This is a genomic window from Ensifer meliloti, from assembly GCF_030064585.1.
Classification (GTDB): Bacteria; Pseudomonadota; Alphaproteobacteria; order Rhizobiales; family Rhizobiaceae; genus Sinorhizobium; species Sinorhizobium meliloti.
In genome coordinates, this window is record NZ_CP120365.1 from 467,697 (window position 1) to 492,627 (window position 24,931).

21 protein-coding genes and 1 pseudogene are annotated in these 24,931 nt (G+C 56.6%); 9 read left to right on the forward strand and 13 right to left on the reverse strand.

What is annotated here, in order from left to right; translation table 11 throughout:
* Window positions 1–486: 486 nt before the first annotated feature.
* The 5 genes from PZL22_RS09305 (at window position 487) to PZL22_RS09325 (ending at window position 6,952) form a co-directional block, all read left to right on the forward strand.
* Complete coding sequence (locus tag PZL22_RS09305) at window positions 487–1,125, forward strand: response regulator transcription factor (RefSeq protein WP_003531028.1); 639 nt, start codon at window positions 487–489, stop codon at window positions 1,123–1,125.
* A 65-nt stretch (window positions 1,126–1,190) separates the two neighbouring features.
* A complete protein-coding gene (locus tag PZL22_RS09310; protein WP_003531026.1) occupies window positions 1,191–1,562 on the forward strand; it encodes a response regulator in 372 nt (123 codons plus the stop codon).
* 192 nt (window positions 1,563–1,754) lie between these two features.
* A complete protein-coding gene (locus tag PZL22_RS09315; protein WP_003531023.1) occupies window positions 1,755–2,936 on the forward strand; it encodes an adenylate/guanylate cyclase domain-containing protein in 1,182 nt (393 codons plus the stop codon).
* Window positions 2,937–3,317: 381 nt separating this feature from the next.
* The gene (locus tag PZL22_RS09320) at window positions 3,318–6,155 is read left to right on the forward strand and encodes a PAS domain-containing protein (protein ID WP_003531021.1); all 2,838 of its coding nucleotides are present in this window, start codon (window positions 3,318–3,320) and stop codon (window positions 6,153–6,155) included.
* Window positions 6,156–6,301: 146 nt separating this feature from the next.
* Complete coding sequence (locus PZL22_RS09325; RefSeq protein WP_003531019.1) at window positions 6,302–6,952, forward strand: ArsR family transcriptional regulator; 651 nt, start codon at window positions 6,302–6,304, stop codon at window positions 6,950–6,952.
* 5 nt (window positions 6,953–6,957) lie between these two features.
* Here the strand turns inward: PZL22_RS09325 and PZL22_RS09330 are convergent, their stop codons facing one another.
* Both PZL22_RS09330 and PZL22_RS09335 read right to left on the reverse strand, forming a co-directional pair.
* Window positions 6,958–7,677, reverse strand: a complete 720-nt coding sequence (locus PZL22_RS09330) for a winged helix-turn-helix domain-containing protein (protein WP_003531017.1) — start codon at window positions 7,675–7,677, stop codon at window positions 6,958–6,960.
* A complete protein-coding gene (locus PZL22_RS09335) occupies window positions 7,649–8,353 on the reverse strand; it encodes a hypothetical protein (protein WP_141630403.1) in 705 nt (234 codons plus the stop codon). The genes PZL22_RS09330 and PZL22_RS09335 overlap by 29 nt, the downstream gene beginning before the upstream one ends.
* 289 nt (window positions 8,354–8,642) lie before the next feature.
* Between PZL22_RS09335 and PZL22_RS09340 the strand changes: the two genes are divergently transcribed.
* Window positions 8,643–9,611 (forward strand): alpha/beta fold hydrolase, encoded by a 969-nt coding sequence (locus tag PZL22_RS09340; protein ID WP_003531013.1) that lies wholly within the window; start codon window positions 8,643–8,645, stop codon window positions 9,609–9,611.
* A 293-nt stretch (window positions 9,612–9,904) separates the two neighbouring features.
* On the opposite strand, the gene PZL22_RS09345 is transcribed toward PZL22_RS09340, so the two are convergent.
* The 6 genes from PZL22_RS09345 to PZL22_RS09370 form a co-directional block, all read right to left on the reverse strand.
* A complete protein-coding gene (locus PZL22_RS09345) occupies window positions 9,905–10,666 on the reverse strand; it encodes an SDR family oxidoreductase (RefSeq protein WP_127542138.1) in 762 nt (253 codons plus the stop codon).
* Between the two features lie 68 nt (window positions 10,667–10,734).
* Window positions 10,735–11,214, reverse strand: a complete 480-nt coding sequence (locus tag PZL22_RS09350; protein ID WP_003531008.1) for a carboxymuconolactone decarboxylase family protein — start codon at window positions 11,212–11,214, stop codon at window positions 10,735–10,737.
* 305 nt (window positions 11,215–11,519) lie between these two features.
* A complete protein-coding gene (locus tag PZL22_RS09355; RefSeq protein WP_003531006.1) occupies window positions 11,520–12,158 on the reverse strand; it encodes a response regulator transcription factor in 639 nt (212 codons plus the stop codon).
* 355 nt (window positions 12,159–12,513) lie between these two features.
* Window positions 12,514–12,954, reverse strand: coding sequence for a hypothetical protein (locus PZL22_RS09360; protein ID WP_003531005.1), 441 nt, complete (start codon window positions 12,952–12,954; stop codon window positions 12,514–12,516).
* Window positions 12,955–13,081: 127 nt separating this feature from the next.
* Entirely contained in the window at window positions 13,082–13,810 is a 729-nt protein-coding gene (locus PZL22_RS09365) for an alpha/beta fold hydrolase (protein ID WP_284718716.1), read from the reverse strand.
* Window positions 13,811–14,205: 395 nt separating this feature from the next.
* Window positions 14,206–14,949, reverse strand: coding sequence for an SDR family NAD(P)-dependent oxidoreductase (locus PZL22_RS09370; RefSeq protein WP_003531000.1), 744 nt, complete (start codon window positions 14,947–14,949; stop codon window positions 14,206–14,208).
* Window positions 14,950–15,201: 252 nt separating this feature from the next.
* Between PZL22_RS09370 and PZL22_RS09375 the strand changes: the two genes are divergently transcribed.
* Window positions 15,202–16,485 (forward strand): epoxide hydrolase family protein, encoded by a 1,284-nt coding sequence (locus tag PZL22_RS09375; RefSeq protein WP_080573443.1) that lies wholly within the window; start codon window positions 15,202–15,204, stop codon window positions 16,483–16,485.
* A gap of 106 nt (window positions 16,486–16,591) precedes the next feature.
* Here PZL22_RS09375 and PZL22_RS09380 read toward each other — a convergent pair whose 3' ends face one another.
* A complete protein-coding gene (locus tag PZL22_RS09380; RefSeq protein WP_003530996.1) occupies window positions 16,592–18,031 on the reverse strand; it encodes a catalase in 1,440 nt (479 codons plus the stop codon).
* 238 nt (window positions 18,032–18,269) lie between these two features.
* Between PZL22_RS09380 and PZL22_RS09385 the strand changes: the two genes are divergently transcribed.
* The gene (locus PZL22_RS09385; protein WP_003530995.1) at window positions 18,270–18,704 is read left to right on the forward strand and encodes an EF-hand domain-containing protein; all 435 of its coding nucleotides are present in this window, start codon (window positions 18,270–18,272) and stop codon (window positions 18,702–18,704) included.
* 138 nt (window positions 18,705–18,842) lie between these two features.
* Here the strand turns inward: PZL22_RS09385 and PZL22_RS31585 are convergent.
* From PZL22_RS31585 to tnpA, 4 genes and pseudogenes are all read right to left on the reverse strand, one after another.
* Window positions 18,843–20,740 (reverse strand): annotated as a pseudogene (locus PZL22_RS31585) (PAS domain-containing protein); the annotation flags it as partial.
* A gap of 433 nt (window positions 20,741–21,173) precedes the next feature.
* Complete coding sequence (locus PZL22_RS09405) at window positions 21,174–22,826, reverse strand: IS66-like element ISRm14 family transposase (protein WP_127702011.1); 1,653 nt, start codon at window positions 22,824–22,826, stop codon at window positions 21,174–21,176.
* A 62-nt stretch (window positions 22,827–22,888) separates the two neighbouring features.
* A complete protein-coding gene (gene tnpB, locus PZL22_RS09410; protein ID WP_010975539.1) occupies window positions 22,889–23,242 on the reverse strand; it encodes an IS66 family insertion sequence element accessory protein TnpB in 354 nt (117 codons plus the stop codon).
* Window positions 23,239–23,682 (reverse strand): IS66-like element accessory protein TnpA, encoded by a 444-nt coding sequence (tnpA, locus tag PZL22_RS09415; protein WP_127702012.1) that lies wholly within the window; start codon window positions 23,680–23,682, stop codon window positions 23,239–23,241. Before tnpA ends, tnpB begins: the two co-directional genes overlap by 4 nt.
* Before the next feature lie 278 nt (window positions 23,683–23,960).
* Between tnpA and PZL22_RS09420 the strand changes: the two genes are divergently transcribed.
* Window positions 23,961–24,872, forward strand: a complete 912-nt coding sequence (locus PZL22_RS09420) for an SDR family NAD(P)-dependent oxidoreductase (protein WP_284718598.1) — start codon at window positions 23,961–23,963, stop codon at window positions 24,870–24,872.
* Window positions 24,873–24,931: the final 59 nt, after the last annotated feature.

Below are 24,931 nucleotides of genomic sequence, written 5' to 3' on the forward strand. Positions count from 1 at the left end.
GGCAAGCCCCTTTTTGCGTCATCAAGCGACTCGCACCTTAATGTCTTCGCTGTCGGTATGACTATTGAACAAGGTATTAGGCGCCCTCACCCTCTTCACCGAAGTTGCGGGACTTAATGTATGCGGCAGCTATTGACCCTCCTTGAATGCGAGGGCGAACAGTGACGTCGATAAAGGCGGCATCTGTCAGGAACGATGGCGTTTAGGGAAGATGACGCGCTCTAGGATTCGCTCCTGGCCAGCCTCCTTGCTTATTCGTGCTTGGAATTCAGCAGAAGACATCCCGGCACACGACCGAATGCACCGGCTTAAAAGCCATCCACGGAAAGCTGTTGTACGCGACTATTCCTGAAGCGACGCGGCGCTGCCAACAAACTTCTTCTTTCAATTGCAATAAGATAGCAAACGTTGGTTTACTTGCATGGGCCGTATACGCTGGTAAAATGCAACGAGAAATGATGCCGTTGTCCGGCTGGAGGAACAACCATGACCGTTGCTGCCACCGTCCTCGAGAACAGTTTTCCGCTACGGCAGGTTGTTCATATCGTTGAGGATGACGAGCAGTTTCGTCTTTCGCTTCAGGATCTCTTTCAATCATTGGATATCGAATCTGACGCCTTTGAAAATGCGGCGGATTTTTTTGCGCGCGCCTCGCGGGACGTCGCCGGCTGCATCCTGCTGGATGTCAGGTTGCCCGATGTGAATGGCATCGAGTTTCAAAGTGAACTCGAAGCAAGGGGGTATGAACTCCCTGTAATTTTCATGACTGCACACGGAGACGTTGCCACCAGCGTCAATGCCATGAAGGCCGGCGCAATCGACTTTCTTCAAAAACCGTTGCGCACCTATGAACTCCTCGATGCGATCAGCGCGGCATTCGCCATCGACACCGGACAGCAAAAACACCGGGCTCGCCGTCAATTGGTACGACAGCGCGCAGCAACGCTAACTCCGCGCGAGGTCCAAGTTTTGGGATTGGTGACGAGCGGCTTGATGAACAAACAAGTCGCATACGAACTCGGCATAAGCGAGATCATGGTAAAGCTGCACAGAGGCAGCGTGATGCGCAAGATGCAAGCATCCTCTTTGGCCGAACTGGTCAGACAGTTCGAGCTCATAAACTAGCAATACGCAACTACTCTTGATCTTTCATGAAGAAGACAGTGGCCCGCAGCCATATTTGAGGTCAAATGAACTCTGAAACACAAACGGCGGTAGCCATTGTCGATGACGACCCGTTTCTGCTCGAGTCCCTGCATGACTTTTTTGACGCAATGGGCATTAAGAGTAGAACCTACAGATCCGCCGATGTTTTCTTAATGTCAGGTGAGTTGCATCTCGCACATTGCGTCCTTGCGGACTTGAAAATGCCCGGCACCAACGGACTGGAACTGTTGGAGACCTTGGTGAAACGAGGCGGTCCACCGGTCTGCATAATGACCTCTTTTTCGGATGACCGAACCAGGGCCGCAGCCAAAGCTTGTGGCGCAGCAGGCTTTCTCGAAAAGCCGATCAGCTCGGCGGACTTGCTGGCTTTCATCGAGGCTTCGAGTCCAAAATAGGGCATTCGTCCGACTGCCCATTGAGTACCTCGGCGCCGAAACGCACGCGACGTACCAAATCTCTGCACGCACGACTTACATCTCCATCGCGTGCCCTTTTCGATTTCAACGGAGGTAAAACCAAAGGGCTACGGATTGCCGATGAGGACACCTGTATAGATGGTCCGGTATTAGCCGGTCAGAGATGAAAGCATGTCTCCGAAGTACGACGATGTCCGAAACTCCCTTTTGGGTTGGCTGTCCACAGGCCTTCGCGAAGAGCCAAGCACGGCTGCCATCTTCCATCAACTCTGCCATCGCCTCGTTGACTACGGCTTCTGCCTTAGCAGGTCCACGCTTCATCTGCGCGTTCATCACCCGCAGTGGCTCGGCACACGAATCATATGGGTCCGCGACCAGCCACATGCGGACGAGCAGACCGTCGCCTATGATGTTGAAGCGACCGATGTCTTCCAGCGCAGTCCTTTTCACCGTGTGATCCATACCGGCAAGCAGGTTCGGCAGAGAATCCTAATTTTCGGTCCTCACATTTTTCAAATTTACGAAGAGCTGCGCGAGCAAGGGCACACGGACTATTCGGCGTGGCCCCTCGATCACAGTCAGGGCCGCAGGCATCTTATCACCTTCGCAACCGATCGATCCGAAGGCTTTTATGACGACGAAATCGCCCTGATCAGTGATATCCTCCCGCTGTTTTCGCTGGTGACGGAGATCAGGCTGAAGAACCAGCTCGCCCGCACCTTGCTTCAGACATATGTCGGACCGCACGCGAGCGAGCAGATCCTCGATGGTGCGACGACCCGTGGGAGCGGAGTTACCGTGAGTGCGGCGGTGATGATGTGCGATCTGCGAAATTTCACCCAAATGGCCGCACGACGACCTCGGGATGAAGTCATCGCTATCCTGAACGACTACTTTGATCTTATCGCCGAGCCTATTGAGAGACATGGAGGAGAAATCCTCAAGTTTATCGGCGACGGTCTGCTGTCCGTCTTTCCGCTGGATCGCCCCGACGCCTGCGACCGCTTAATGGCGGCGGTAACGGAGGCCTATGACGCGCTAGCCAGACGTAGCCCTCTCGATCACCAGATAAGATTTGGCACCGGTGTGCATGTCGGAGAAGTGATGTACGGCAATGTCGGATCAACGCGGAGGCTCGATTTCACCGTTATCGGACCGGCGGTCAATCTCGCGTCGAGGTTGGAAGGGATGACCAAAACTCTCCAGCGCCCGGTCCTGATCTCGGGAGATTTCGTCAAGGCGGCAAATTGTGCCTCGCGAACCGAATACCTTGGGAACCACGGGATACCCGGCTTCGATGATCTGATGGAAGTTTATGCCCTGCGTATCGACGCTGAGCTTCACGCTCGCTGAACCCGGACTCAGCCTCGTCTACTGTTCTTGGCGCCTGGTCGACCCACAAATCAAGCCGCGGCGGCAAAAGCTCATTCAACAACCCCTTCATTTCAGCGATGTTCACCACGCGCCAGACCTAAACGAGGACCGCCAACGGTAGCTGCTCCCAGCTGCAAGCGATCGGGAAACGATGCTTGATGCGACACTGGGCCGGGCCGCGAAAACGAGATCTTTGTTAAGAAGCACTGCTATACCAGACGAGAAGAGCATGATTTTAAAAGCGTATTATGGCTGTCCCGGGCAGCAATCGTCCTTGAGTTTCCCATATAACGGTGGCTAAATCGCATCCTCAATCGTGTCAGGCTCAGCTCGTTTTTGCAGGAAGATGGTAGGGGACAGATGGTGACGAACGTCTGGTCAGCTCGTCCGCAACTATCGCATGCGAGCCTCTTCATCCTTGCATATATCCTGGGCGGGGGGTTCGCGCATGCCTTGGCGATCATACCCGGTACCGGGATATCCCTTTGGCCGCCGAGCGGTCTTTTCCTGGCCACCCTCATTATCGCGCCGTTGAAGACCTGGCCCTGGTGGATTCTGTTTGGTCTGGTCAGCGAGCTTCTCGCAAACACGCTCTGGTTCCACAATCCGTTACCTGCGGCGACGTTTATTTTCGCCGGAAACGCGGCCGAGGCATCTTTCGGCGCGTGGCTGCTCCGCCGGACATGCGGGCTGCCCATGAGGCTGGAAACATACTCAGAGGTTCTGGCGCTGATTGTGTTAGGCGCAGGTATCAGTCCGATCATTAGCGCCACGAGCGGCAGCCTCACTCTCGCGGCGTATGATATTCAGCCGTTTGGTGAGTCTTGGATATTGTGGTGGATTGGAGATGCGACCGGCATCGCGATTATCGCTCCCCTGGCACTCATCGTTTTTCAGAACTGGAACTCCAAATCTCAAGTTTTGACCAATAGGTGGATCGAGGCGTGCTCATTGGCAGGCATTTTCGTCGGAGTCGCTGTTCTGTCGATCAGCGGTTATGAGCCCTATGCCTACATTGTGTTGCCTCCTTTGCTGTGGGCGGCCGTGAGATTCGAATTCAAGGGCGCAGTCCTTGCCCTGGTGCTCCTGGCAGCAGTCGCGACGGTCTTGACGGTATCAAGCGCCAACCAGTTTGCCAGCGATCCGGATTCGCAGCAGCAAAAGCAGATCATGCTGCAGCTCTTTCTCGGCATTTCGGCATTTTCGGCGTTGATCGTGGCCGCGATCTCGCGACAACATCAGCAGGCTCTGACCACTCTCAAGGAGAGTATCAATGCGCTCAAGGAGCGCGAACGGGAACTCTCGCAACTCGTGGACATGGTCCCCGTTCAGATCAGGCGCGTCACGCCCCAGGGTGAACCCTTCTTTTTCAACAAGCGCCTGCTGGATTTTTTCGGACTGACAGACATATCCCAACTCGACCAGCCTGGAACGAGCCGTTTGGCGGCCGCAATCGGATCTCTCGTGCATCCCGATGATGCCGCCAATGTCTTGGAAACGGTCCGTCGCTCGCTCTCAACCGACGAGCCTTATACGATGAAATATCGAATGAGGCGCGCAGATGGGGCATATCGTTGGGTGGATGGTCGCGGCGAACCGCTCCGGGACGAAGACGGTAAAGTTATCCAGTGGCTGATGGTGTCGATAGATATCGACGATGAAGTGCGGGCGCAGGAGAAATTGCACGAGAGCGAGAAGCAGCTTCGAAGGCTCGTTGACGCCGTCCCTGCGCAAATCTGGTGCTCAACCCCTGCAGGCGACCCGATCTACGTCAATCAACAGCTGCGAAATTTCGTCGGACTGGAACTCGGAGATTTCGATGAGCCCGGCGAGACAAGGCGCGCCGTCGCACATCGCAAGCAAACCCACCCGGATGATTTGCCGATGGTCCGAGATCGCTTGGACGAGTGCCGGAGGACAGGCGAACCGTTCCTGATGAGGTATAGGATGCGTCGCGCTGATGGCATGTATCGGTGGGTGGAAGGTCGTTCGGAGCCGTATCGCGACGAGGACGGCACCATCCTTCAATGGTATGGTGTTCTGTTCGACGTCGACGACCAGATGAAAGCCGAGGAAGCGCTGCGCGAGCGCGAGCGTTTCCTGTGGCAACTGGTCGAAACCTTGCCGGCAATGATTGATTGCGCTGCACCGGACGGTGAGCCGATATTCCGTGGCAAAGGCCTTCGCGAATTCCTGGGCTATGAACTTGATACACTGGATGGTTCGGGCAAATCCCGCCTGGAGGGCACCCTTGACGCGGGCGTTCATCCGGACGACGTCGAGGACGTCAAGCAGCATTATGCACGTTGCCTGGCGACGGGTGAACCTTATGCGAGGCGGCATCGCTTCAGGCGATTTGACGGCGAGTATCGCTGGGTGGAGACGAGAGCAGCTCCGATGCGAAACGACGAGGGCGTCATTATTCAGTGGAACGTAATTTGCTTGGACATCGACGGCGAAGTGAAGGCAGAAGAGAACCTGCGGTTGGCACGAGAGAGCCTGGCACGAGCGAGTCAGGCTGCCAGCATGGCGGAACTCTCGGCTTCCATCGCCCATGAGGTCAACCAGCCTCTTTCAGCCGTGATCAATTCCACGACCGCATGCCTGAGTTGGCTGCAGGCAGAGCCTCCGAATATCGAGCGCGCAAGGAAATCTGCAGACCGCATCATCCAGAGCGCCCATACCGCGGTCGACGTCGTCCGTCGCATTCGTTCCTTGTTTCAACAGTCAATGGATATCCGCGACTCGACGTCATTGGATGGGGTTGTTGGCGAGGTACGTGATCTCGTGGCGGCAGACGCCGCAAAACACGGTGTTTCCATACAGGCTGATATCGAGGGCGAGCTGCAATTGCTGGCTTTCGACCGCGTACAGATTCAGCAGGTGCTTATGAACCTGGTCAGAAACAGTCTCGACGCGATTGGTCCCGAGGCAGAGGACCGGCTCCTTCGAATCCGCGTATATAAGACAGACCACTGGGTTTATACCGAGGTCAGCGACCATGGCGCCGGGGTCCTGCAACCTGACAAGATATTCGAGCCTTTCTTCACGACAAAGAACAAGGGAATGGGAATGGGTCTCGCCATCTCCCGGTCCATCGTGGAAGCCCATGGGGGGAAACTTTGGGCTGAAGACAACTATCCGAAAGGGGCAAAATTCATTTTCACCTTGCCGACGGCCGTTGTCGTGGCAGCATAGCTGATCGAAAGGGCGCAGGGCCTCCAGTATCAGCGCTCAAAGCGGCATTGCCCTTCGTGATCGGGCGCCCCAACCGAGCTGAAGCCTTGAGGGGTATTGGGCAGAGCGCTTGCCCTCTACCAGTCGCACGCGTAAATGCTTTTGGCATGCGCCTACCGCAACCGACCAAAGAAGCGATCCTGTCCTTGCTTCGTCATCGCAGCATGACGATTACCGAACTGTGCCAAGCCCTGAGTTTGACCAGAAATGCCATCTTGATCCCGCTGAAGGACCTCAGAATGCGTGGACTGGTTCGGCCGCAGGAAATTGTTCGTACAGGGCGAAAGGGAAAACCATCCCTCTCCTACGAGATCGTTCCCGAGCAGGTCGAGCAGATGTCGGCCGCATATCAAGCAATTGCTCCTCTTCTTCTCGAGGCGCTTTTGAAGAAAGCCGGGGACGACGTACCGGATGTCATGAAACAACTCGGTGCGGACTTGCATACCGCGTTTAAGACTTCGGTCCTTGGCGAGGATCACGGCCTGTCAACTGCGCTTCGCTTCCTTGAACAACACGGTGCCCAAATCGAGACAACGATTGAGAACGGCCAGAAGATGATCGTGAGCCATTCCTGTCCGATCGGAAGACTTGTCAGGACTGACAAAAGAATCTGTAGCGCGGTCGCATCCTTTCTGAGTGCGGCAAGCGGAAACGATGTTTTTGATACATGCAGGGATGATGGCAAACTCACCTGCCGCTTTGAAATACGGCCTTCCGACAGAGTGAAAATTAAGGCATCGCGCATCGTCGGAAACTGACTTTGTCACCGCTTCAGCCGCGGCGTTTCATCGAACTGAACGTCACACTCCAGCCCATAGCCAACCCCACGCCGGGTTATAATCACTTGGGGTGAGGCAGGATCTACTTCGATCTTCCGCCGTAGCCGCAAGATCAGTGCATCAAGGCTACGATCATAAATCTCGCCGGAATGGACCCGGCTTGCGGATACCAACTCCTCGCGCGTGAGTACCTGACGCGGCGACTTCAAAAATGCTGTCAGTAAATTGAACTCGGCGGTCGTAAGCTTGACTGCGACGGCATCCGGCCGCGTAACGATACGCCGCTGTACCGCCAGTTCATAATTGCAGAATTTGTATGATCGTCGTTGGCGCTCGACTTTCGAATTGGACGTTCTGCGCAATGCGGCATGGAGCCGAGCCGAGAGTTCGCGGTATCCAAAGGGCCTGCAGACATAGTCTGCCGCACCTGCCTCGAGTCCACGTACCTTCTCATCTTCGTTTATCCGGTTGCCACTCAGGATCAGCACGGGTGCGTCGGTAAGCAGTGAAACGTCCTTCACGAGTTCAACATCCTCGTCCGACTTCACATCGATCAAAACTGCATCGACAATCTCACGTGACAGGATTTGCCGAAGCTGTGGACGCTCTGACAATTGCGTTATCCGGAAGGTCTGCAGCGCGAGAAAACCGACCAGATCAGAGCGCGCAGCGTCGTCACTTTCCAACACGACAATGTGCTTCATCGGCTCCTCCGTGGCATGCCACGGACATATATACGAGCCCCGGATTTATAACAATAAACGATGTCATTAATGTCGTGAAATAGAGTGATTCAATGAGTCGGACTCGGGGCAAACCTCCGTATAGCTGTAACCGCCTCGTGCATCCTCCTAATCTCGCCTTCGCGGCGCGCTCGGGCAACCAGGCACGCCAAGCAAAGTGGATGTCGAGATGCCTGTTACGTCCTACACAGATTACCTGCGGGATCTCAAAACCGTTATAGACAGCATTGGCCGCAACCCGCTGGCGTATGGATATGCTGTCGTTGAGATTGCGATCTGCAGGAACGGCTATGGTTAAAAAAGCCGCCAATTGCTCAGCCATGGAAGCTTGACCCGTGAATGCCGCACGGGACGGCTTAATGCCGACTGTTGGCATCCCGACAACGAAGGGCTTGGACAAACGGAAACCGAGCGGTTCTTCGATCTCCCCGAGATTTATGCTTATTCTGACCGGGCACTGACTGCGCAGAACAGTCCCCTTTCGAGAGCTCCTTGGGATGCGACTCTCGGCATATTTGACGTGCGTGTGTGTGAGCATAACGGCAGGCCCAGGAGACAACGGATGTTGTTTGCGGGCATTGCCGACAGCATCCATGCTGAATTTTTCTTGGCTGCCGATCACGACCTTGTCGTTCATGACCATAACCCTGGCTCGCAGTTTTTCGAGTGGCGGCCGGACGAGACCGAATATGTGCTTCTCAGCGCGCCGGCGACCTTCACACGGCATGCGGATAGTGGCCTCCTTGCCCGATGCACGTCACGAAGCATCAGGCCCGTCAATCCCGCCAGCTAGCTCCAATCGGCGAAACCAATGTATAGTTTCGCGTTTTAATCCAAGTTGTTAGCGTCAATTGCTCCACTGGCGTCCGCCGAGTTTCCGGCCGCACTTGGGCAAATTTTCCAATTTTTCGATCAGGAGATCTGAAATGAATGCACGCTCCATTGCCGCCACGCGCCGAAATGTTATGGCGGGCACATTGACCCTTGCGGCTGCAACAGCGGCCATGAGTGTCAAGGCAGAGTCCGCAGATAAGAAGAAAGCGACAAACGATACCACTCAGGGCACCGGATACGTCACCGCGAAAGACGGCACCGTCATCTTCTATAAGGACTGGGGTCCGAAGAACGGGAAGCCGATCGTGTTTCATCACGGATGGCCTCTAAGCAGTGATGACTGGGACAACCAGGCGCTTTTCTTTCTTTCGAAAGGTTATCGCGTCGTGGCCCACGATCGCCGCGGCCACGGCCGGTCAAGCCAGGTCAGCGAGGGGCACGACATGGATCACTATGCCTCGGATGTTGCTGCAGTGGTTGAACATCTCGATCTCCGCAATGCCGTCCACGTTGGACATTCGACGGGAGGCGGCGAAGCGACCCGCTATACTGCCAAACATGGCAAGGGACGGGTTTCCAAGCTCGTGCTGATCGGCGCAGTTCCGCCAATTATGGTCAAGACTGAGGACAATCCCGGCGGGCTTCCCATTGATGTCTTCGACGGCTTTCGTGCGGCGCTCGCGGCAAACAGGTCGCAGTTCTACTATGATGTGGCCAGTGGCCCATTTTACGGTTTCAATCGCGACGGCGTCGAGGCGTCGAATGCAATGATCCAGAATTGGTGGCGTCAGGGCATGACCGGTGCAGCAAACGCTCATTATCTCGGAATCAAGGCATTCTCCGAGACCGACTTCACCGAAGACCTGAAGTCCATCGACGTGCCGACTCTCGTGCTGCACGGTGATGATGATCAGGTCGTGCCGGTTGCGGATTCCGCAGTGCTTTCCGCAAAGCTCCTGAAAAACTCCACGCTCAAGATCTACAAGGGTTTGCCACACGGCATGGCAACGACGCATGCCGATCTGATCAATTCGGACATACTCAGCTTCATCGAAGACTGATTCCAATTTGAGGGTGCCCAAACAGGGCACCCTCCTTGTTTTGAGCTCCGAAGTTTTTTGCCACTGCGCCTTTTTCCCTTTCCGCAATCATCGTTCGCCGACGATGCCTCGAACTGTCCGCCTCGCTTCGCCCGAAGGCAGGACCAACGCCAATGCATTCCGTCAACCATGCCAGGCCGTGAGCGATACGGTGGCGACTACGAAAAATGGGAGATCGCAGCACCTGCGATCTCCCATGACGTAAATTCCTTGATGCCAGTTCACCGCTGGCAGGACAAAGGCGCTGGAAAGACTTATCGCGCCGGAGGTGGCGTCGCCGTCTTGACCCACTCGGAATATACCGTCTTGCCGACCCGGACACCGGCACCGGGCATGAGCGTCTTGTCATCGAGCAACGCACCGAAGTACTTCGTCTTGTTGTCGACAATGATCTCGCGGCGATCGCCGATCTGGCGCAGGTACTTTTCAACAGCATCCGAAATTCGGATGGGCTCAGGGCCGGCGATTTCAGCGACGCCGTTGATGGGTGGCCCCAAGACCAGATCGGCAAGAGCGTCAGCGACATCGTCCGAGAAGATCGGCTGCATCATAGCAGGAGAGAGATGGACCTTATCGCCCTGAACGCCGGACTGAGCGATGCCGAACATGAACTCAAAAAACTGCGTCGAATGAACCAGCGTGTACGGTATCTTGGCTTCCTTGATAAGCTTCTCCTGAGCGAGCTTCGCCCGAAAATAGCCGCTGTCCTGGAGCCGGTCCGTTCCGACGACCGATAGCGCCACGTGGTGTTGGACCCCCGCGGCAGCCTCAGCAGCCAGCAGGTTGCGCCCCGACGTCTGGAAAAACTCCATCACCGCTTTGTCTTCGAATGAAGGTGAGTTGGCGACGTCGACGACGACCTGCGCTCCCGTTAGGACCTCCGCGAGGCCCTCGCCCGTAATCGTATTCACGCCTGATGCCGGCGACGCGGCAATGACCTCATGCCCCTTGGCCTGGAGGCGTTTCACGAGCTTCGAACCGATAAGTCCGGATCCACCGATCACAACGATTTTCATATCTTGCTCCTTGTCTTCGAGAAATACTGCAGAAAGCTGCCTCGGCAGGCGCGACACGCATTCGTCCGTCAGTTCAGACCGGCCTGGTCCAGACCGAGCATGACATCCGAGGAACCGGGAACGGTCTTGAAGCCGGCGTTGACGCGCGTCCAGGCATTGGCTGCCATGACAACGAATGTCAGGTCGGAGATTTCCTTCTCGCTCAGTTGCGTGCGTACGCGTTCGTAGATCTCGTCAGCAACACCGACTTCGGGCAGCTTGGTCAGCACTTCGGCCCAGGCAAGTGCGGCACGCTCCCGAGGCGCAAAAAGCGTCGATTCACGCCAGGATGCCAGGTGGTAGAGACGCAGATCGCGCTCACCGTGGATTTTTGCCTGCTTGACGTGCATGTCGAGGCAGAACGTGCAGTTGTTGAGCTGCGCGATACGCACGTTGACCAGATCACGAATGGACTCTTCGACTGCGTTCACCTTGGTAGCAGCAACGAACTCCACGAATTTCTTTGTGATATCCGAGGATTCCGTCGCGAAGTTAATGCGCTGTGTCATTGTGTCATCCTATTCAGGTGAAGGGCCGTCGATGGTTGACGGCCTTTCTCGACCCTAAGCGAATATCATTTGGGGCATAGATAAACGTAGGTTTGGGGTGCGGTGTCGCGAGAAATCCCATTGCAAATCAACGGCTGAACAAACGGCAGCGAGCGATTTCCTGGATTTGCTCCTAATCAGCAAAATGCAGGTGACGGGGTGACAGACCCACCACTGAAGCCGATATCATCGTCTTTCCGAATTTAGGCCTTGCTGAGGGCGGATAATTCAAATCTCCGAAGCGGATTTAGGCCTCGAGCCTGCTATCACGGTTGAGCTCTTTGAAGCTGCTCGACCTTTCGGACCAAATCGGCCAGTGATCGGCTTTGCATTTTCCGCATGACGCTCATTCGGTGAATCTTGACCGTCATTTCGCTTATTCCAAGTTGGTAAGCGACCTGTTTGTTCATCAGTCCGCTCACCACCGCCAGCATAACTTCTCGCTCGCGCGGAGTTAAAGTGTCGGCGAGAGATTTGATCCGGTCGAGCTCCGCATCTGTTTTTCGCCGTTCCGTATTCAATCTGATGGCATGGTCTACTGCCTGCAGCAGATCATGATTGGCGAAAGGCTTGACGATAAAGTCAGTTGCACCGGCTTTCATGGCTCTCACACTCGTCGGGATATCCGCAAATGCCGTCAAGAAGATAACAGGCAGCCGACTTCCGATCGAATTGAGCTGCTTTTGCAGATCCAGCCCAGTGACACCCGGCATTCTCATGTCGACAACGACACATCCTGGGGCGCTCATATCTGCGAGTTGTAAAAACTCCGATCCGCTCGAGAACGCCGAGGCGCGCTTTTTTGTGACCAGGAACAGGTCCAGCAACGACTCGCGCAGTTCCTCGTCATCATCCACAACGTAAACGATTGGATCAGTGGACGGTTCGGCTTGAACGTGTTGCATGGTCTCGCCTCGATCAAAATTGTGGCAAAGTCAAAACGCTTGAACCGGACACCGGACGCCCAGGCTGCCTTGGAGATTACTCGTCGCACGACGGCGCAGTCGGAGACGGCGGTGACAGCGCTACCCTGGCGTGAGGTGCAAGATATCACCGATTAGGTCGGTCGAGACCATAAACCTTGGTTTACGTTCCTCGTCTGTAACGGCATCCGATCACGCCGACCGACCTCAGGGATCATTGCATCGCCGCCTCGACCAGTGCGTGGGAACCGCCGGAGGCGTTTCCCCAACGAACATCACGTCGCGATAGACGCCGGGTCTTCGCGAGGTACGCAAAGGCGCTCCTCGCCGTCCCGGTTCAGATGCTGAGCGATGCGGTTCGAGTTGAAGCCGGGGCATTCTGCCGCTGGCTCCACGCCCACGCTGTCGCCGCAATTCCGAAAATCGCTGGAAGGCTCACCGCGGGAAAGTCGCGAACGATGACGGATGCCGAACAAATTCCGACGGCGACCTCCCACAGATGAAACGCGCCGTGTGCTATCAGCCAAAGCGTCGCGGCCGCCCAGAGCTCGATCCGCCTTTCCGTCCGGTAGATGCCGACAACGAACGCGGCTGCCACAAATCCCTGGATTATACCGATATCGCGGATGAAGTGCTGATTGAAAAATCCCGTGTCAGTGACGCCAGGCACAAAATAATACCATCCCTCCGGATCATAGAGCATGTGGATCGACAACCAGCCTGCCAAAACCACGTTGAACCATACCATCCCGAGCACAAGATATTTGATCGCCTGCATGTCAATCTCCTAGGTTTGATGGCGTGAAGGCTAACATTGCCTATCTGCCGGCACCTCCCAAACGAAGGTTTAGGGACGTCACTCCGCCCCTTGGCTCGCTCGTAGGCTCACCAGCAGCGCGCTTCCATCAATTTATTGTTTCTGCTGCTGTTTCGATTAATTTTGTGACCTCGTCGGGATGGGAGATCATAACGACGTGGGAAGCACCCTTGACTGCAACCGTTCCCTTGGAATTTGCCCGCTCGGCCATCCATTGAAGGGTAGTCGGCGGAATGTTCTTATCCGCATCACCATAGACGAACCAGGAGGGGATGTTCTTCCAGCCGGCCTTGCGCACCGGTTCCGTCAATGCCGCATCGGTTATCGGCCTTTGCGTTACAGCCAGCAATCTGGCATCCGCTAAGGGCACATCAGCCGCGAACTGTTCGGGAAACTTGCTTTGGTCGATGTAGAGGTCCTTTACACCATCCTCCAAAACAACGGGTTCTGCCAGTGTCGGTGCAAGCGTACTGCCAGGTTCCTTGCTGGAAAGCGCCGCAGCAGACTCCCCGGGTTCCGGCGCAAATGCAGCGACGAACACCAGAGCTTTCACGTTGTCGGCGTCGGCTGCAGCCTCGCTGATAACCGAACCTCCGTAGGAATGCCCGACCAGCACGACCGGCGTCTTCAATCCGTTCAAGACGTTCCCGACATATTCGCCGTCGAACTTCACACCTCGGAGCGGATTCGCCACCGCCACGACAGGATAGCCGTCGTTTTCTAACCGTGACACGACCTCATTCCAGCTGGAGGAGTCGGCAAATGCACCGTGCACAAGGACTATGGTTGGCTTCGAGGTTTCAGCAAAAACGGGCATGAGCGAAACCGTATAGAACGCTGCGGATGCTGCTACCTTGATGAGTTTACGCATGGGACATCCTTCCAGGAATTTTTAAATAAAAGGCCCGCATTGCCACTTGGAGGATCATCTCTCCAGGAAAACAGGCACCGCCTCTCCAAGAGACCGCGGTGCAATTTCAATGACAAAAACAATGGCAACAACCCAACCATTGGTTTGCACACCCGTCTATATCGGCGCGCTTTACAACGGCCGTGAGCGAAGGTTCAGCAGTGGCGGGTAACTTGGAAGCTCGCATGAAACGCAGCGTGATCGCGCCATTGCTTTCATACCGCAATGCATCCCCTTCGCGCTGGTATAAATGTCGGCCAACGCGGCAAGCGCGTCGGCCGACTCCTCCCAAACGGTGTGCGTTACGCCAGGGACATTCCGCCGTCGACGTGCAATTCCACCCCATTTACAAAGCCATTCGATGCGAGAAGCAACGCGGCTTGGGCGAGTTCTTCCGGCTGACCGTAGCGCCCAGCAGGGATAATATTCGCCATATGCTCCTCGAGTGCCGGCCGATCCGCCTCGCTTACACCCAGCTTTCCGAGAATTTCGGTGTCCACAGGACCAGGGCTTAATATATTGACCCGGATACGCCTTTCCTTGAACTCAATGGCCCAGTTGCGCGCAAAAGCCGCGAGGGCGGCCTTGGAGCCGGCATAGACCGTATGCTGGGGCAGAATTTTCGTCGCCGCCAATGAACTGGTGACGATGATGTTGCCTCCGTCACGGATCAAAGGCGCAATCGCTTGTACACCGAAGAAGACGCCGCGACTGTTCACGGCGAAGTGCTGATCATACTCCTCCGGGCTAACCGTATGGGAGCCCGCAAGATTGATGATTCCGGCATTCGCCATATAGATGTCGATGGCTCCAAAGCGATTCCGAACTTCGGCCGCCAGGCGGCTATGGAACGCGATATCAGCGACATCTCCACAAAATCCGCTGGCGCCGGCACCGATCTCGCGCACGGCATTGTCGACGACGTCTGGCCTCCGTCCGGTTATGATGACGTTCGCGCCCTCGCGCACGAAAAGCCGGGCGGTTGCCTTACCGATTCCGCTGTTGCCGCCCGTGATGATGGCGACCTTTCCATCTAAAGCACTCATTTTTCTAACTCCGTTTCGATACGGAGCAAATAATCGCTCGGCGGCACGGATATTAGCGGTCGATGTGGAACAACTTGTGTTCCTTGATCCGCTAAATCGCAGAGCAGAATATCGTTCCCGGAACAGTTGTTGTGCATGGTGCAGGTCTAATCGCCGAAGTTGGCCCAACCTACGTGTCGGAGGGAACGAGAAGCGCGTGATGGAAAAAGTCCGCGTCTCCTACCGGATTTCTTCATCACAGAGGCAGTAATAATGATCGACGAGACATCATCGAAACCCTATGGGCTCCAGTCGCAATCTAGGCGAGCGCTTTTAGGAGGCGCAGCCGCAATCAGCGCAACACTTTTGGCAAGCGGTGTCTCCGCCCGTGCGGTTCCACAGGGAAAGGCGTCTCCTGAACTCGTGCCCTTTCAGGTAAACATACCCCAAGCGGCACTCGAGGACCTTAAAATCAGGCTGACCAACATCCGCTGGCCTGACAAGGAGACAGTCGAAGATCAGGCTCAGGGTGTTCCCCTGAGTGACGCGAAAGCGTTGGTTGATTATTGGATCAACCAATATGACTGGCGTAAATTCGAGGCTCGCATCAACACGTATCCGCAGTTTCGAACAGAAATTGACGGTCTGGGTGTCCATTTCATTCATGTCCGATCGAAACACGACAATGCCCTGCCGATCATCATGACCCATGGCTGGCCGGGCTCAATCGTCGAATTTCTGGGTACCATCGATCGCCTTACAAACCCCACCGCACATGGCGGCAAGGCGGAGGATGCATTCCACGTCGTTATCCCTTCAATTCCCGGCTATGGTTTTTCCGACCGGCCTAAAGATCTGGGCTGGAATGCAGAGCGCACGGCCGATGCCTGGGGCGTGCTTATGCAGCGCATCGGGTTTGATCGGTGGGTTGCGCAAGGTGGAGACTGGGGGTCGCTGGTTACGCACCGATTGGCGCAACGCAGGCCTGAAGGGTTGATTGCAGCGCACGTCAATCTTCCCCTGGTTTTTCAAACCGAGAAGCTCGCGAATCCTACCCCGGAAGAGCAGCAGGTGCTTCAGTCGATGGCGTTCCTTTCCGGCCCCGCCGGCGCCTACGCGCACCAGCATGGCACGCGGCCGCAAACCCTTGCCTACGGTCTTGCGGATTCACCAGCCGGCCAGGCCATGTGGATTTTGGAAAAAATTCAGGCATGGTCTGACAACAACGGGAACTTCAGCGAAGCACTGTCGATCGACACTGTGCTCGACAACATTTCGCTCTATTGGTTCACCAACACGGCAGGCTCGTCCGCACGCTATTACTGGGAGGTTTTCCAGACCGGGTTTGGAAACTACTCGGCTGGCCCGATCGATCTTCCTATGGCCGCGTCAATCTTCGCGCACGAGTTCTTCAAGGCACCCCGCTCGTGGGTGGAGCGCGCATGGTCGAACCTGTTCTATTGGAACACCGTCGAGCATGGAGGCCATTTCGCTGCCTGGGAGCAGCCGGAACTCTTTTCTGCCGAACTCGTAAAAGCGTTCTCGAATTTGCGGTGATCTCGCGGAAAGGTTTGGATGGCTGGTCAAAGGTCAGCCATCCAATGTGTCCCATCCCCATACGGTAGCAAACTATCAGATGGGCACCATGAAGGTGGGATAAGAATTACTCGGCCACCCCCAAAGCGCGGGCCAGTCGATCTCCATAATCGCGGTCCGCACGGCGACAATTTGCAACGTGCCGGGATCGCACGCCCGCGGACACCTCTGCCATCGACCTTACTGTATTGGAAATAAGGGCTGTCTTCTGTTCCTCGGTCATCAACCGGTAGAGATTGCCTGGCTGTTCGAAGTGATCTTCGTCAACACGATGATCAAAGCGACCGGCCGGACCGTTCAGGCTCAGCATTGGCTCCCTGAAATCCGCCTGCTCGTCCCATTCGCTTGCAGAGTTCGGTACATAACTCGTGGTAGCGCCGTGGTTGCCGTCGATCCTCATCGCGCCGTCGCGGTGGTATGCGTGAACGGGACAACGAGGCGCGTTTACCGGTATCTGGTGATGATTGACACCGAGCCGATATCGTGCGGCATCACCGTAGGAAAACAGGCGCGCCTGCAGCATCTTGTCGGGCGAAAATCCGATCCCCGGAACGATATTCGCAGGTGTGAAAGATGCCTGCTCGACTTCTGCGAAAAAGTTTTCAGGGTTGCGGTCCAGCTCGAGTTCGCCGACTTCGAACAATGGGTAGTCGGCGTGAGGCCAAACCTTGGTCACATCAAAGGGGTTGTGCTTGTGAGACATCGCCGCCACTTCTGACATGACCTGGATATACATTTTCCATTTCGGATATTCGCCGCGCTCGAGATTGTCGAAGAGATCACGCTGATGGCTCTCCCGATCTCGGCCAATTATGTCCGCCGCCTCAGCATCTGTAAGATTTGATATTCCCTGTTGGCTTCTAAGGGTAAACTTCACCCAATGACGCGCGTTGGCAGCATTGATCATGCTATAGGTGTGGCTTCCAAAACCATGCATATGGCGGAAAGAGCGCGGTATCCCACGATCCGACATGACAATCGTAACCTGGTGAAGTGCCTCTGGAAGCAATGTCCAGAAATCCCAGTTGCTCTGCGCACTGCGCATTCCTGTTCGTGGATCACGTTTGACGGCGTGATTGAGATCAGGAAAGCGCAGAGGATCTCGAAAGAAGAAAACAGGCGTGTTGTTCCCGACCAGGTCCCAGTTGCCTTGTTCGGTGTAGAACTTGACCGCAAAGCCGCGAATGTCGCGCTCCGCATCGGCTGCCCCTCGTTCTCCCGCTACTGTCGAAAAGCGAACGAAAGCCGGGGTCTTCTTTCCCACTTCGGCGAAAACCGCAGCCTTCGAATATTGGCGGATATCGGCAGTGACCTTGAAGTTGCCATACGCACCGGCGCCCTTGGCATGCATTCTGCGCTCCGGGATCACTTCACGATCGAAGTGAGCAAGCTTTTCAATAAGCCAGATGTCCTGAAGCAGCGCAGGACCTCTCGGCCCCGCAGTCTCGATGTTGAAATTGTCGGATACGGGGGCGCCTGCGGCGGTCGTCAGTCTCTCTTTGGTCATGGCCTCTACCGATGATTCTTGCCGTCCCACTAGGCCATCGGCCGTGGAAGGTGGATAGCTATACGGTCGTTCTAGCGTCTCCCCGCCAGTCGCAGTCGGCGAATCTCCCCGGCGTTGCTTCGCGAAGTGGTTGCAATTGTAACAAGGACGTTTGGAGGGCCTCGAAGGCAAGTTTCAAGCAAGGCGTCGGAACCACCCTCGCGCGCATCAACTGCAACCAGCAAGGGAAATCACTTTCATGAAAATCGGTTCTGACAATTCTCTCTATACCCTGATTGCCCAGACCCGCCGGAATGCGCTGTCTTCCGTCAGTGAGAAAATGGACACGCGCCAGGCTCAGGCTCCCACGATGCCCACCGTGCGTAGCGATCAGGAACTCATTGCGGAATTCCATTCCCGTATGTCGAAGCAAGCGCTCGATTGGGCGGATACCGACAAGGACGGCAAGGTTACCAAGGCCGAGTTTATGGATGGACAGGCCCGCGTCGCCGAGATGAACGGCGAGCCGCACGATACCGCCTACAGTGAAAGCAAGTGGGCGAAACTTGACACGAACGGCAAGGGGTGGGTTTCCGAGTCAGAGCTCCACGATGGTTTGGAGAAGATTTTTCCGGTCAGCGTCGGGCACCTGGATTCAGGTTACGCCGAACGTCTCCGCTCGCGCCGATCGTAGAACCGGTCGTCCGCTCGCCGTCGCGGGATGCCCCTGCGGCGGCTAGGAGATTCGATTGATCAGATGACAATTCGACATCGAGCAACAGCATGAGTGTCAACAAACCGGGTGAGCGCCGGGTAAAGCAGGCACATTACACTAAGCGGATTTGGCGTTGGCTGCCGGCAGGGAGAATATGAACCTCGAACCGATCGGGCCGTTTTTCTCAGCCCAAAGTTGCCCGCCGTGCGCTTCGACAATAGAGCGCGATATCGCAAGTCCCATGCCCATGCCCTTCTCCTTGGTAGTGAAGAATGGCTCGAATATCCGCTCTGGGAACTGCACGCCGGCTCCCCGATCGCTGACCTCTGTGTGAACCTCGCCCCCAACACGGAAAACCCTTATTTTCAGCAGGCGTTCAATTGGAATTGTGGACATCGCGTCCAAGCCATTGCGAACCAGATTCATCAAGACCTGCTGGATTTGAATCCGGTCAAACGGCATCAGCTGGAGGTCATCTTCGACGTTGATTTCCAGCGCCGTGTTGTGCCGCAATGCTTCGGCTGCGACGAAATCCCTGACCTCAGCTAGGACTCCGTCCAGCGTAGTCGTGTCCCGAACGTCGAGCGACTGCTGAAAGAGCGCACGAATTCGCCTGACCACATCCGCGGCCGAGTTTGCGCTCTGAATGATGCGTTCCGCCGATTTGGTGGCTCGAAACAGGTTGGGCGGATCTGCCTGAAGCCATCGCAGGCAGGCGTTCGTAGAGTTGATGACTGCAGACAGCGGTTGGTTCACCTCGTGCGCAATGGATGCCGAGAGTTCGGCCAGGCTGGCGGCCTGACTGGCCCTTGCCAACGCTTCCTGGGCCAACCTTAGGCTCTCTTCGGCTTTAACCTCTCCGTCAATATCCAAACAAATCACGTTCCATTGGGTGATCTCGCCATCCTCATTCCTCATTGGCTTAGCCCTCGTCTCCACCCAACGATACTCGCCGTCGAAGCGGCGAAGCCGATGCCGGCGCGCGTAAGGTTCGCCGCTACGGAGCGATATGGCATAATGCTCCTTTACACCCGCCAGGTCATCCGGATGGACACCTGCGTCAAGCGTGCCGTTCAATCTCGACTTCTCACCGCCGTCGAGGTCTTCAAGCTCGTAACCGAGGAACTCCCTGAGTTGCTGACCACGGAAAATCGGTTCGCCGTTTGGCGCTGCGCAATCGACCATTACCGGCAACGTCTCGACCAGTTGCCAAACGACGCGCTCCCGTTCTTTCAAAGCCTCTTCGGCTTTCACCTGATCTTCAATATCGTAGAGTACGCCGTACCTTTGTCTGATCTCGCCGCTCTCATCGCGGAAAGGCTCGGAACGCCCCTCGAACCATCGGTAGACCCCATCCGCCCGACGCATACGATATCTCATTGCAAAGGGTTCACCGGTCCGTCGGCAATGCGAGAAACGCTCGCGAACGTTAGCAAGGTCATCGGGATGAACGAGCTTCTGATAGCCACATCCAGCCGCCTTCCTTCCGGCAGATCGCAGTCCTCTATCTCGGTTCCGACGAAGTCGCGCAGCCGTTGGTTGATGCCCATTGGAACACCCCGAGGATTCGAGCACCAGATATTCGCTGGGACAGCATTGACTAGCCGGCGTAACTGGCTTTCTCTCTCGTGAAGAGCATTTAGTGCCTGCACTTCGTCGTCGACGTCAACGGAGGCGATCAGCCACTGAACAACGTCACCCGACCGATCCCTGATCGGCTCGCCGCGAGCGTTGATCCAACGATAGTGTCCATCCCCACGTCGCAGCCGGTATCGCACCGAGTAGGATTCGCCTTCTGCCAAAGACCTCACCGTCTTCTTGAACAGGCCCACATCAGCCGGATGCACTAGAGAGCGGAGAACCGTGGCAAGCCGGGTACTGCCTGGGTTATCGAGCTCCGACAGGCCCTCCAAACCGCAAAATTCCAAAAGACGCCTATTGAAGTATATGGGCTCCCCATCGGGCGCGACCCGAATGATGTGGACCGGCAGCAGCTCAACCAACTTTGTGAGCTCACTTATCTCCCGGCTGCACTCGATCAAATGCGATCTCGCGCGCATAAGCTGCGCGATCATGACGCCAGCCAGAACAACCACAACGGCTAACGAGACGGACAGGACCTCGAGCATCATTGGAAATAGTGCCTCATCGAAAGTTTCGCTGCATGGAGCGCAGGAGTTCCCCCTTCGGAAGCCCTGGACGAACCGTTGCCGCGCTGTTGGATGGACACGGACGTCTCCCGGCATGCGCCTGGACGGCAACCCATTCCGCAGAGCACCGACACCACCAACGTTCCGTTGAGGAGAAGATCGCACGCCGGCGCATTTCGCTGCCTTGCATGCGGGACACTTTGTATGCGACGTCCACGCCCCATTGATTTTTCAGTTGCGGCGATCTGAGGCCGATCCTCGGCGGTCAAATGAGCTCACCGAAGAGTACCTGACGAGCTCATTGTGAGGCCGTGATGCGGGCGGCATAGGCCCATGGCATCAGGGCATCGATGTCTTTGGCGAGGTGGCCGTTTGCGAGGCGGGTGAAGAGATCGCACAGATAGGCGTAGGGCTCAACGCCGTTCATTTTACAAGTGCCGATCAGGCTGGCAAACCGGGCCCAATTGCGGCCCCCTTCATCGTGCCCCGCAAAGAGCGCATTGCGGCGGTTCATGGCCGGTCGGCGGATCGCGTTTTCCACCAGGTTGGAGTCGATATCGACGTGGCCGTCGTCCAGGAACAGCCGGAACCCGTCCTGCCGCGTTAGCATATAGGCCAGGGCTTTTCCGAGGTCAGACTTGCGTGAGACGCGCTTGGCTTGCGCTGCCAGCCAGGCGAAGAACGCGTCCACCAGCGGGAGGGAGAGGTCCTGTCGAACTGCCCGGCGATGTTCGGGATCTGAGCCACGGATACTGTCTTCGATCTTGTAGAGCGCGGCGATCCGCACCAGCGCCTCGTCGACGATGGGCGATCCACTCTTTGGCGTGGCCTTGATCAGCTTTCTGCGCCCGTGCGCCCAACAGAAAGCCAGCCTCAAGGGATCGCCACCCACCCGGTCCGACGTGGCGAGGTGAGAGTAACCACCGTAGGCATCCACCTGGATTGTCCCGTTGAACCCGTCGAGGATTTCAGCGGCATATTCGCCTTTACGCCCAGGTCGATAATGGAACACCACGCCCGACGGCGCAGAGCCATTCCAGCCGCGATCGTCACGCAACACGGCCCATAGATAACCGGTCTTCGTCTTGCCTCGCCCCGGATCAAGCACCGGAGCCGTTGTCTCGTCGACATAAAGCCGCGTGCTTTCCCACAGCAGCCGTTTGGCCAGATGGTCGACCACCGGCGCGATCGCAGCACCCGTCCTGCCCATCCAATCGGCCAGGACGGTGCGGTCTATCGGCACCCCGTGTCGCGCCATGACCTCGGCCTGCCGGTTGAGCGGCATATGTTCGGAATGCTTGGAGACGGCAATCTCAGCCAGAAGGGCTTCGGTCGGCCAGCTCCCTTCCAGCAGATGCGCCGGCGCTCTGGCCTGGACGACGCCCGTTCGACCCTTGGGGCAGGCGTATTTCGGGCGGATCGTGACGATCACCTCGTAGCGCGCCGGAATCCGGTCGAGCCGTTCCGTCCGGTCTTCGCCGATCCGGACCATGTTGCCGCAACCACAGGGACAAACGATGCTCTCGGGCTCGATCACCCGCTCGACCCGCGGCAGGTGTTCGGGCAGTGCACGGGCCTTACGCTCCTTGCGAGGAGCGACCTTGTCCGGATCGGATGCGCTGGCTTCGATCTTTTTCTCGACGGCGGCAATCCGCGCCTGTGTTTCGGCAATTGCCGTTTCAAGGTCTTCCAGCGCCAGTTCCATCTGCGCCGGATCGAGCTTTTCCGATTTCGGCCCGAACTTCGTGCGCCGATAGTCGTGAACCTGACCTTCAAGCTTCTCGACCAGTTCCTTCAGCTCGGCGATGAAGGCGTCCTTTTCGGCAACCACAGCCTGCTCATGCTGACGTGCAGCACGCTCGACCGACAGTTCGAACTGCATCGCCGCAAACGCCTTCACCACCTCTGGCGGAAGGTCCGGAAACAGGCTGAGATCAAGGGGTGACGACATGCGGTCTTATAGCAAGGCAGCACAAAAAAGCCAAATAAAACAATGCAAAGGCAGCCGTATATTTACCCTGCCGCCGACGGCGCGGTCACCCGTTGCGCCATGACCCGTCGCCAATCAAGACCTTCGAACAAAGCTTCGTATTGCCCCCTGGAAAGACGCATCGTCCCATCCTGCACCTTGGGCCAGGCAAAGCTTCCATGTTCAAGAATTTTGTAGGTTAGCACCATGCCGGTGCCATCCCATACCAGGATTTTCAGACGATCACCGCGCTTCGACCGGAAGATCACCGTCACCCCGGAATGCGGGTCGAGCTTCAACTCGGTCTGCATCATCAGAGCCAGCGCCTGATGCCCACAGCGGAAGTCCACCGGCCGCGTTGCAATCAGGATCGGAAGTCGTTGGCCCGCGACGATCATGCCGTCCCTCGCATGGCTCGCACCAGAGCCACCACACGTTCAACCGGCACATCGCCGGGAACCCGCATCACAACGTCCGGCCCGATCTCCAGCGTTAAGACCGACGAAACCGCCTCCGACAGCGGCGGCGCCAAAACACTCACAGCCTCGCTCGGCTCTGCCGCAATCGCCAAAGGCACAAATGCAGGCTCGGCATCGCCGCTCTCCGACAGGCCCGGCATAGCCTCAAACGGCAGCGCCAGAATGCCCTCGCGCGCTTGTCGGCGCCAGAAGGAAAGCTGGTGCGGAACAACGTCATGACGGCGCGCGACATCAACAACACGAACACCAGGCTCAAGGCTTTCCGCGACGATCCGCGCCTTCACATCATCGGGCCAACGCCGGTTTCCGCGGCGCGGCTCGACAACTTCGTAGCGCCCAACAAATCCATCATCTGCCATGCAAATCTCCAGATAGTCCTGGAAACCTTTTCGCACGCCCAGCCAGCCTCAAAATACAGCCTGTCCAATGGGGCGGAGACGGCGCTTACGACACTTTCCGTTGAAGCTCTCATCATCATCACGCGGCGCCCGAACGACCAAAATTCTCGACTAACTTTCTCCCTCCCCCACACGAAGCCCCGGCAAAACAACCCACGTCGTCGCATTCGCGACGACCACGGAAACCAAACAGCGGCTCAAAACAAGGTGTGTAGATTTGGACGCAGCGTCCGAAATTCATGCCTTTTGGAGCAGGACATCTGCACTTAGCTATCGACCAGCATGCAAGGCACGTATCTCGGGGAGCGCCAACAATGAACAAGACGTGGATGATAACAGGATGTGCAAGCGGTCTGGGGCGCGCGCTGGCGGAACTAGTCCTCGCAAAAGGAGATCGACTGGTCGCCACCTCCCGCGACATCTCCCGTCTGCAGCAACTCAAGGAACAGTACGGAGATCGGGTCGAACTCTATGAACTTGACGTTACGTCACCCGAAGCATGTCAGGGTGCGATCGATCATGTCATCAGCACATTCGGTGGATTGGACATACTCGTCAACAATTCAGGCTACGCCAGGGTCGGCCCATTCGAACAGACAGCTGCAGACGACTTTAGGACCGAAATAGACGTCAATTTCTTCGGCGTCGTCAACACGACCCGGGCTGCTCTTCCTCTGCTGCGAAAGCAACGCTCCGGCCATGTAATCAATATATCGTCGTCCGCCGGGCGGATCGCGGCCGCCGGAACGGTGGCATACTGTGCGGCGAAATTTGCTGTCAGCGGGTTTTCCGAGGCCTTGGCCAAGGAAGTCGGGCCGCTGGGCATCAAAGTTATCTCAATTGAGCCCGGCAGTCTCCGCACAAACTGGACTTCTGCGGCACTTGCAACGACACCTGCGCTGGAATCGGACTATGAACCGATACTCGGCCCCAACGTCCAGTTCGGAAAGACGATCGTTGGCCGTGAGCCAGGCGATCCACAAAAGTGCGCCGCAGTCATCTTCGATCTTTCCCGGACGGACGAGCTACCACATCATCTGATCCTCGGAAGTGATGCGATGAAACGCATCGACGCAGGCGAACGCGCCAGATCGATCGATGCCGAGAAATGGCGGCCGGTAAGCGAATCCGTCGATTTCCGCGACACGTAGCCCCTGCCCGCCGTGCCAGGCACCGGAGCAAAAAGAAGGGCCGTTTCCGGCGGGAGAAA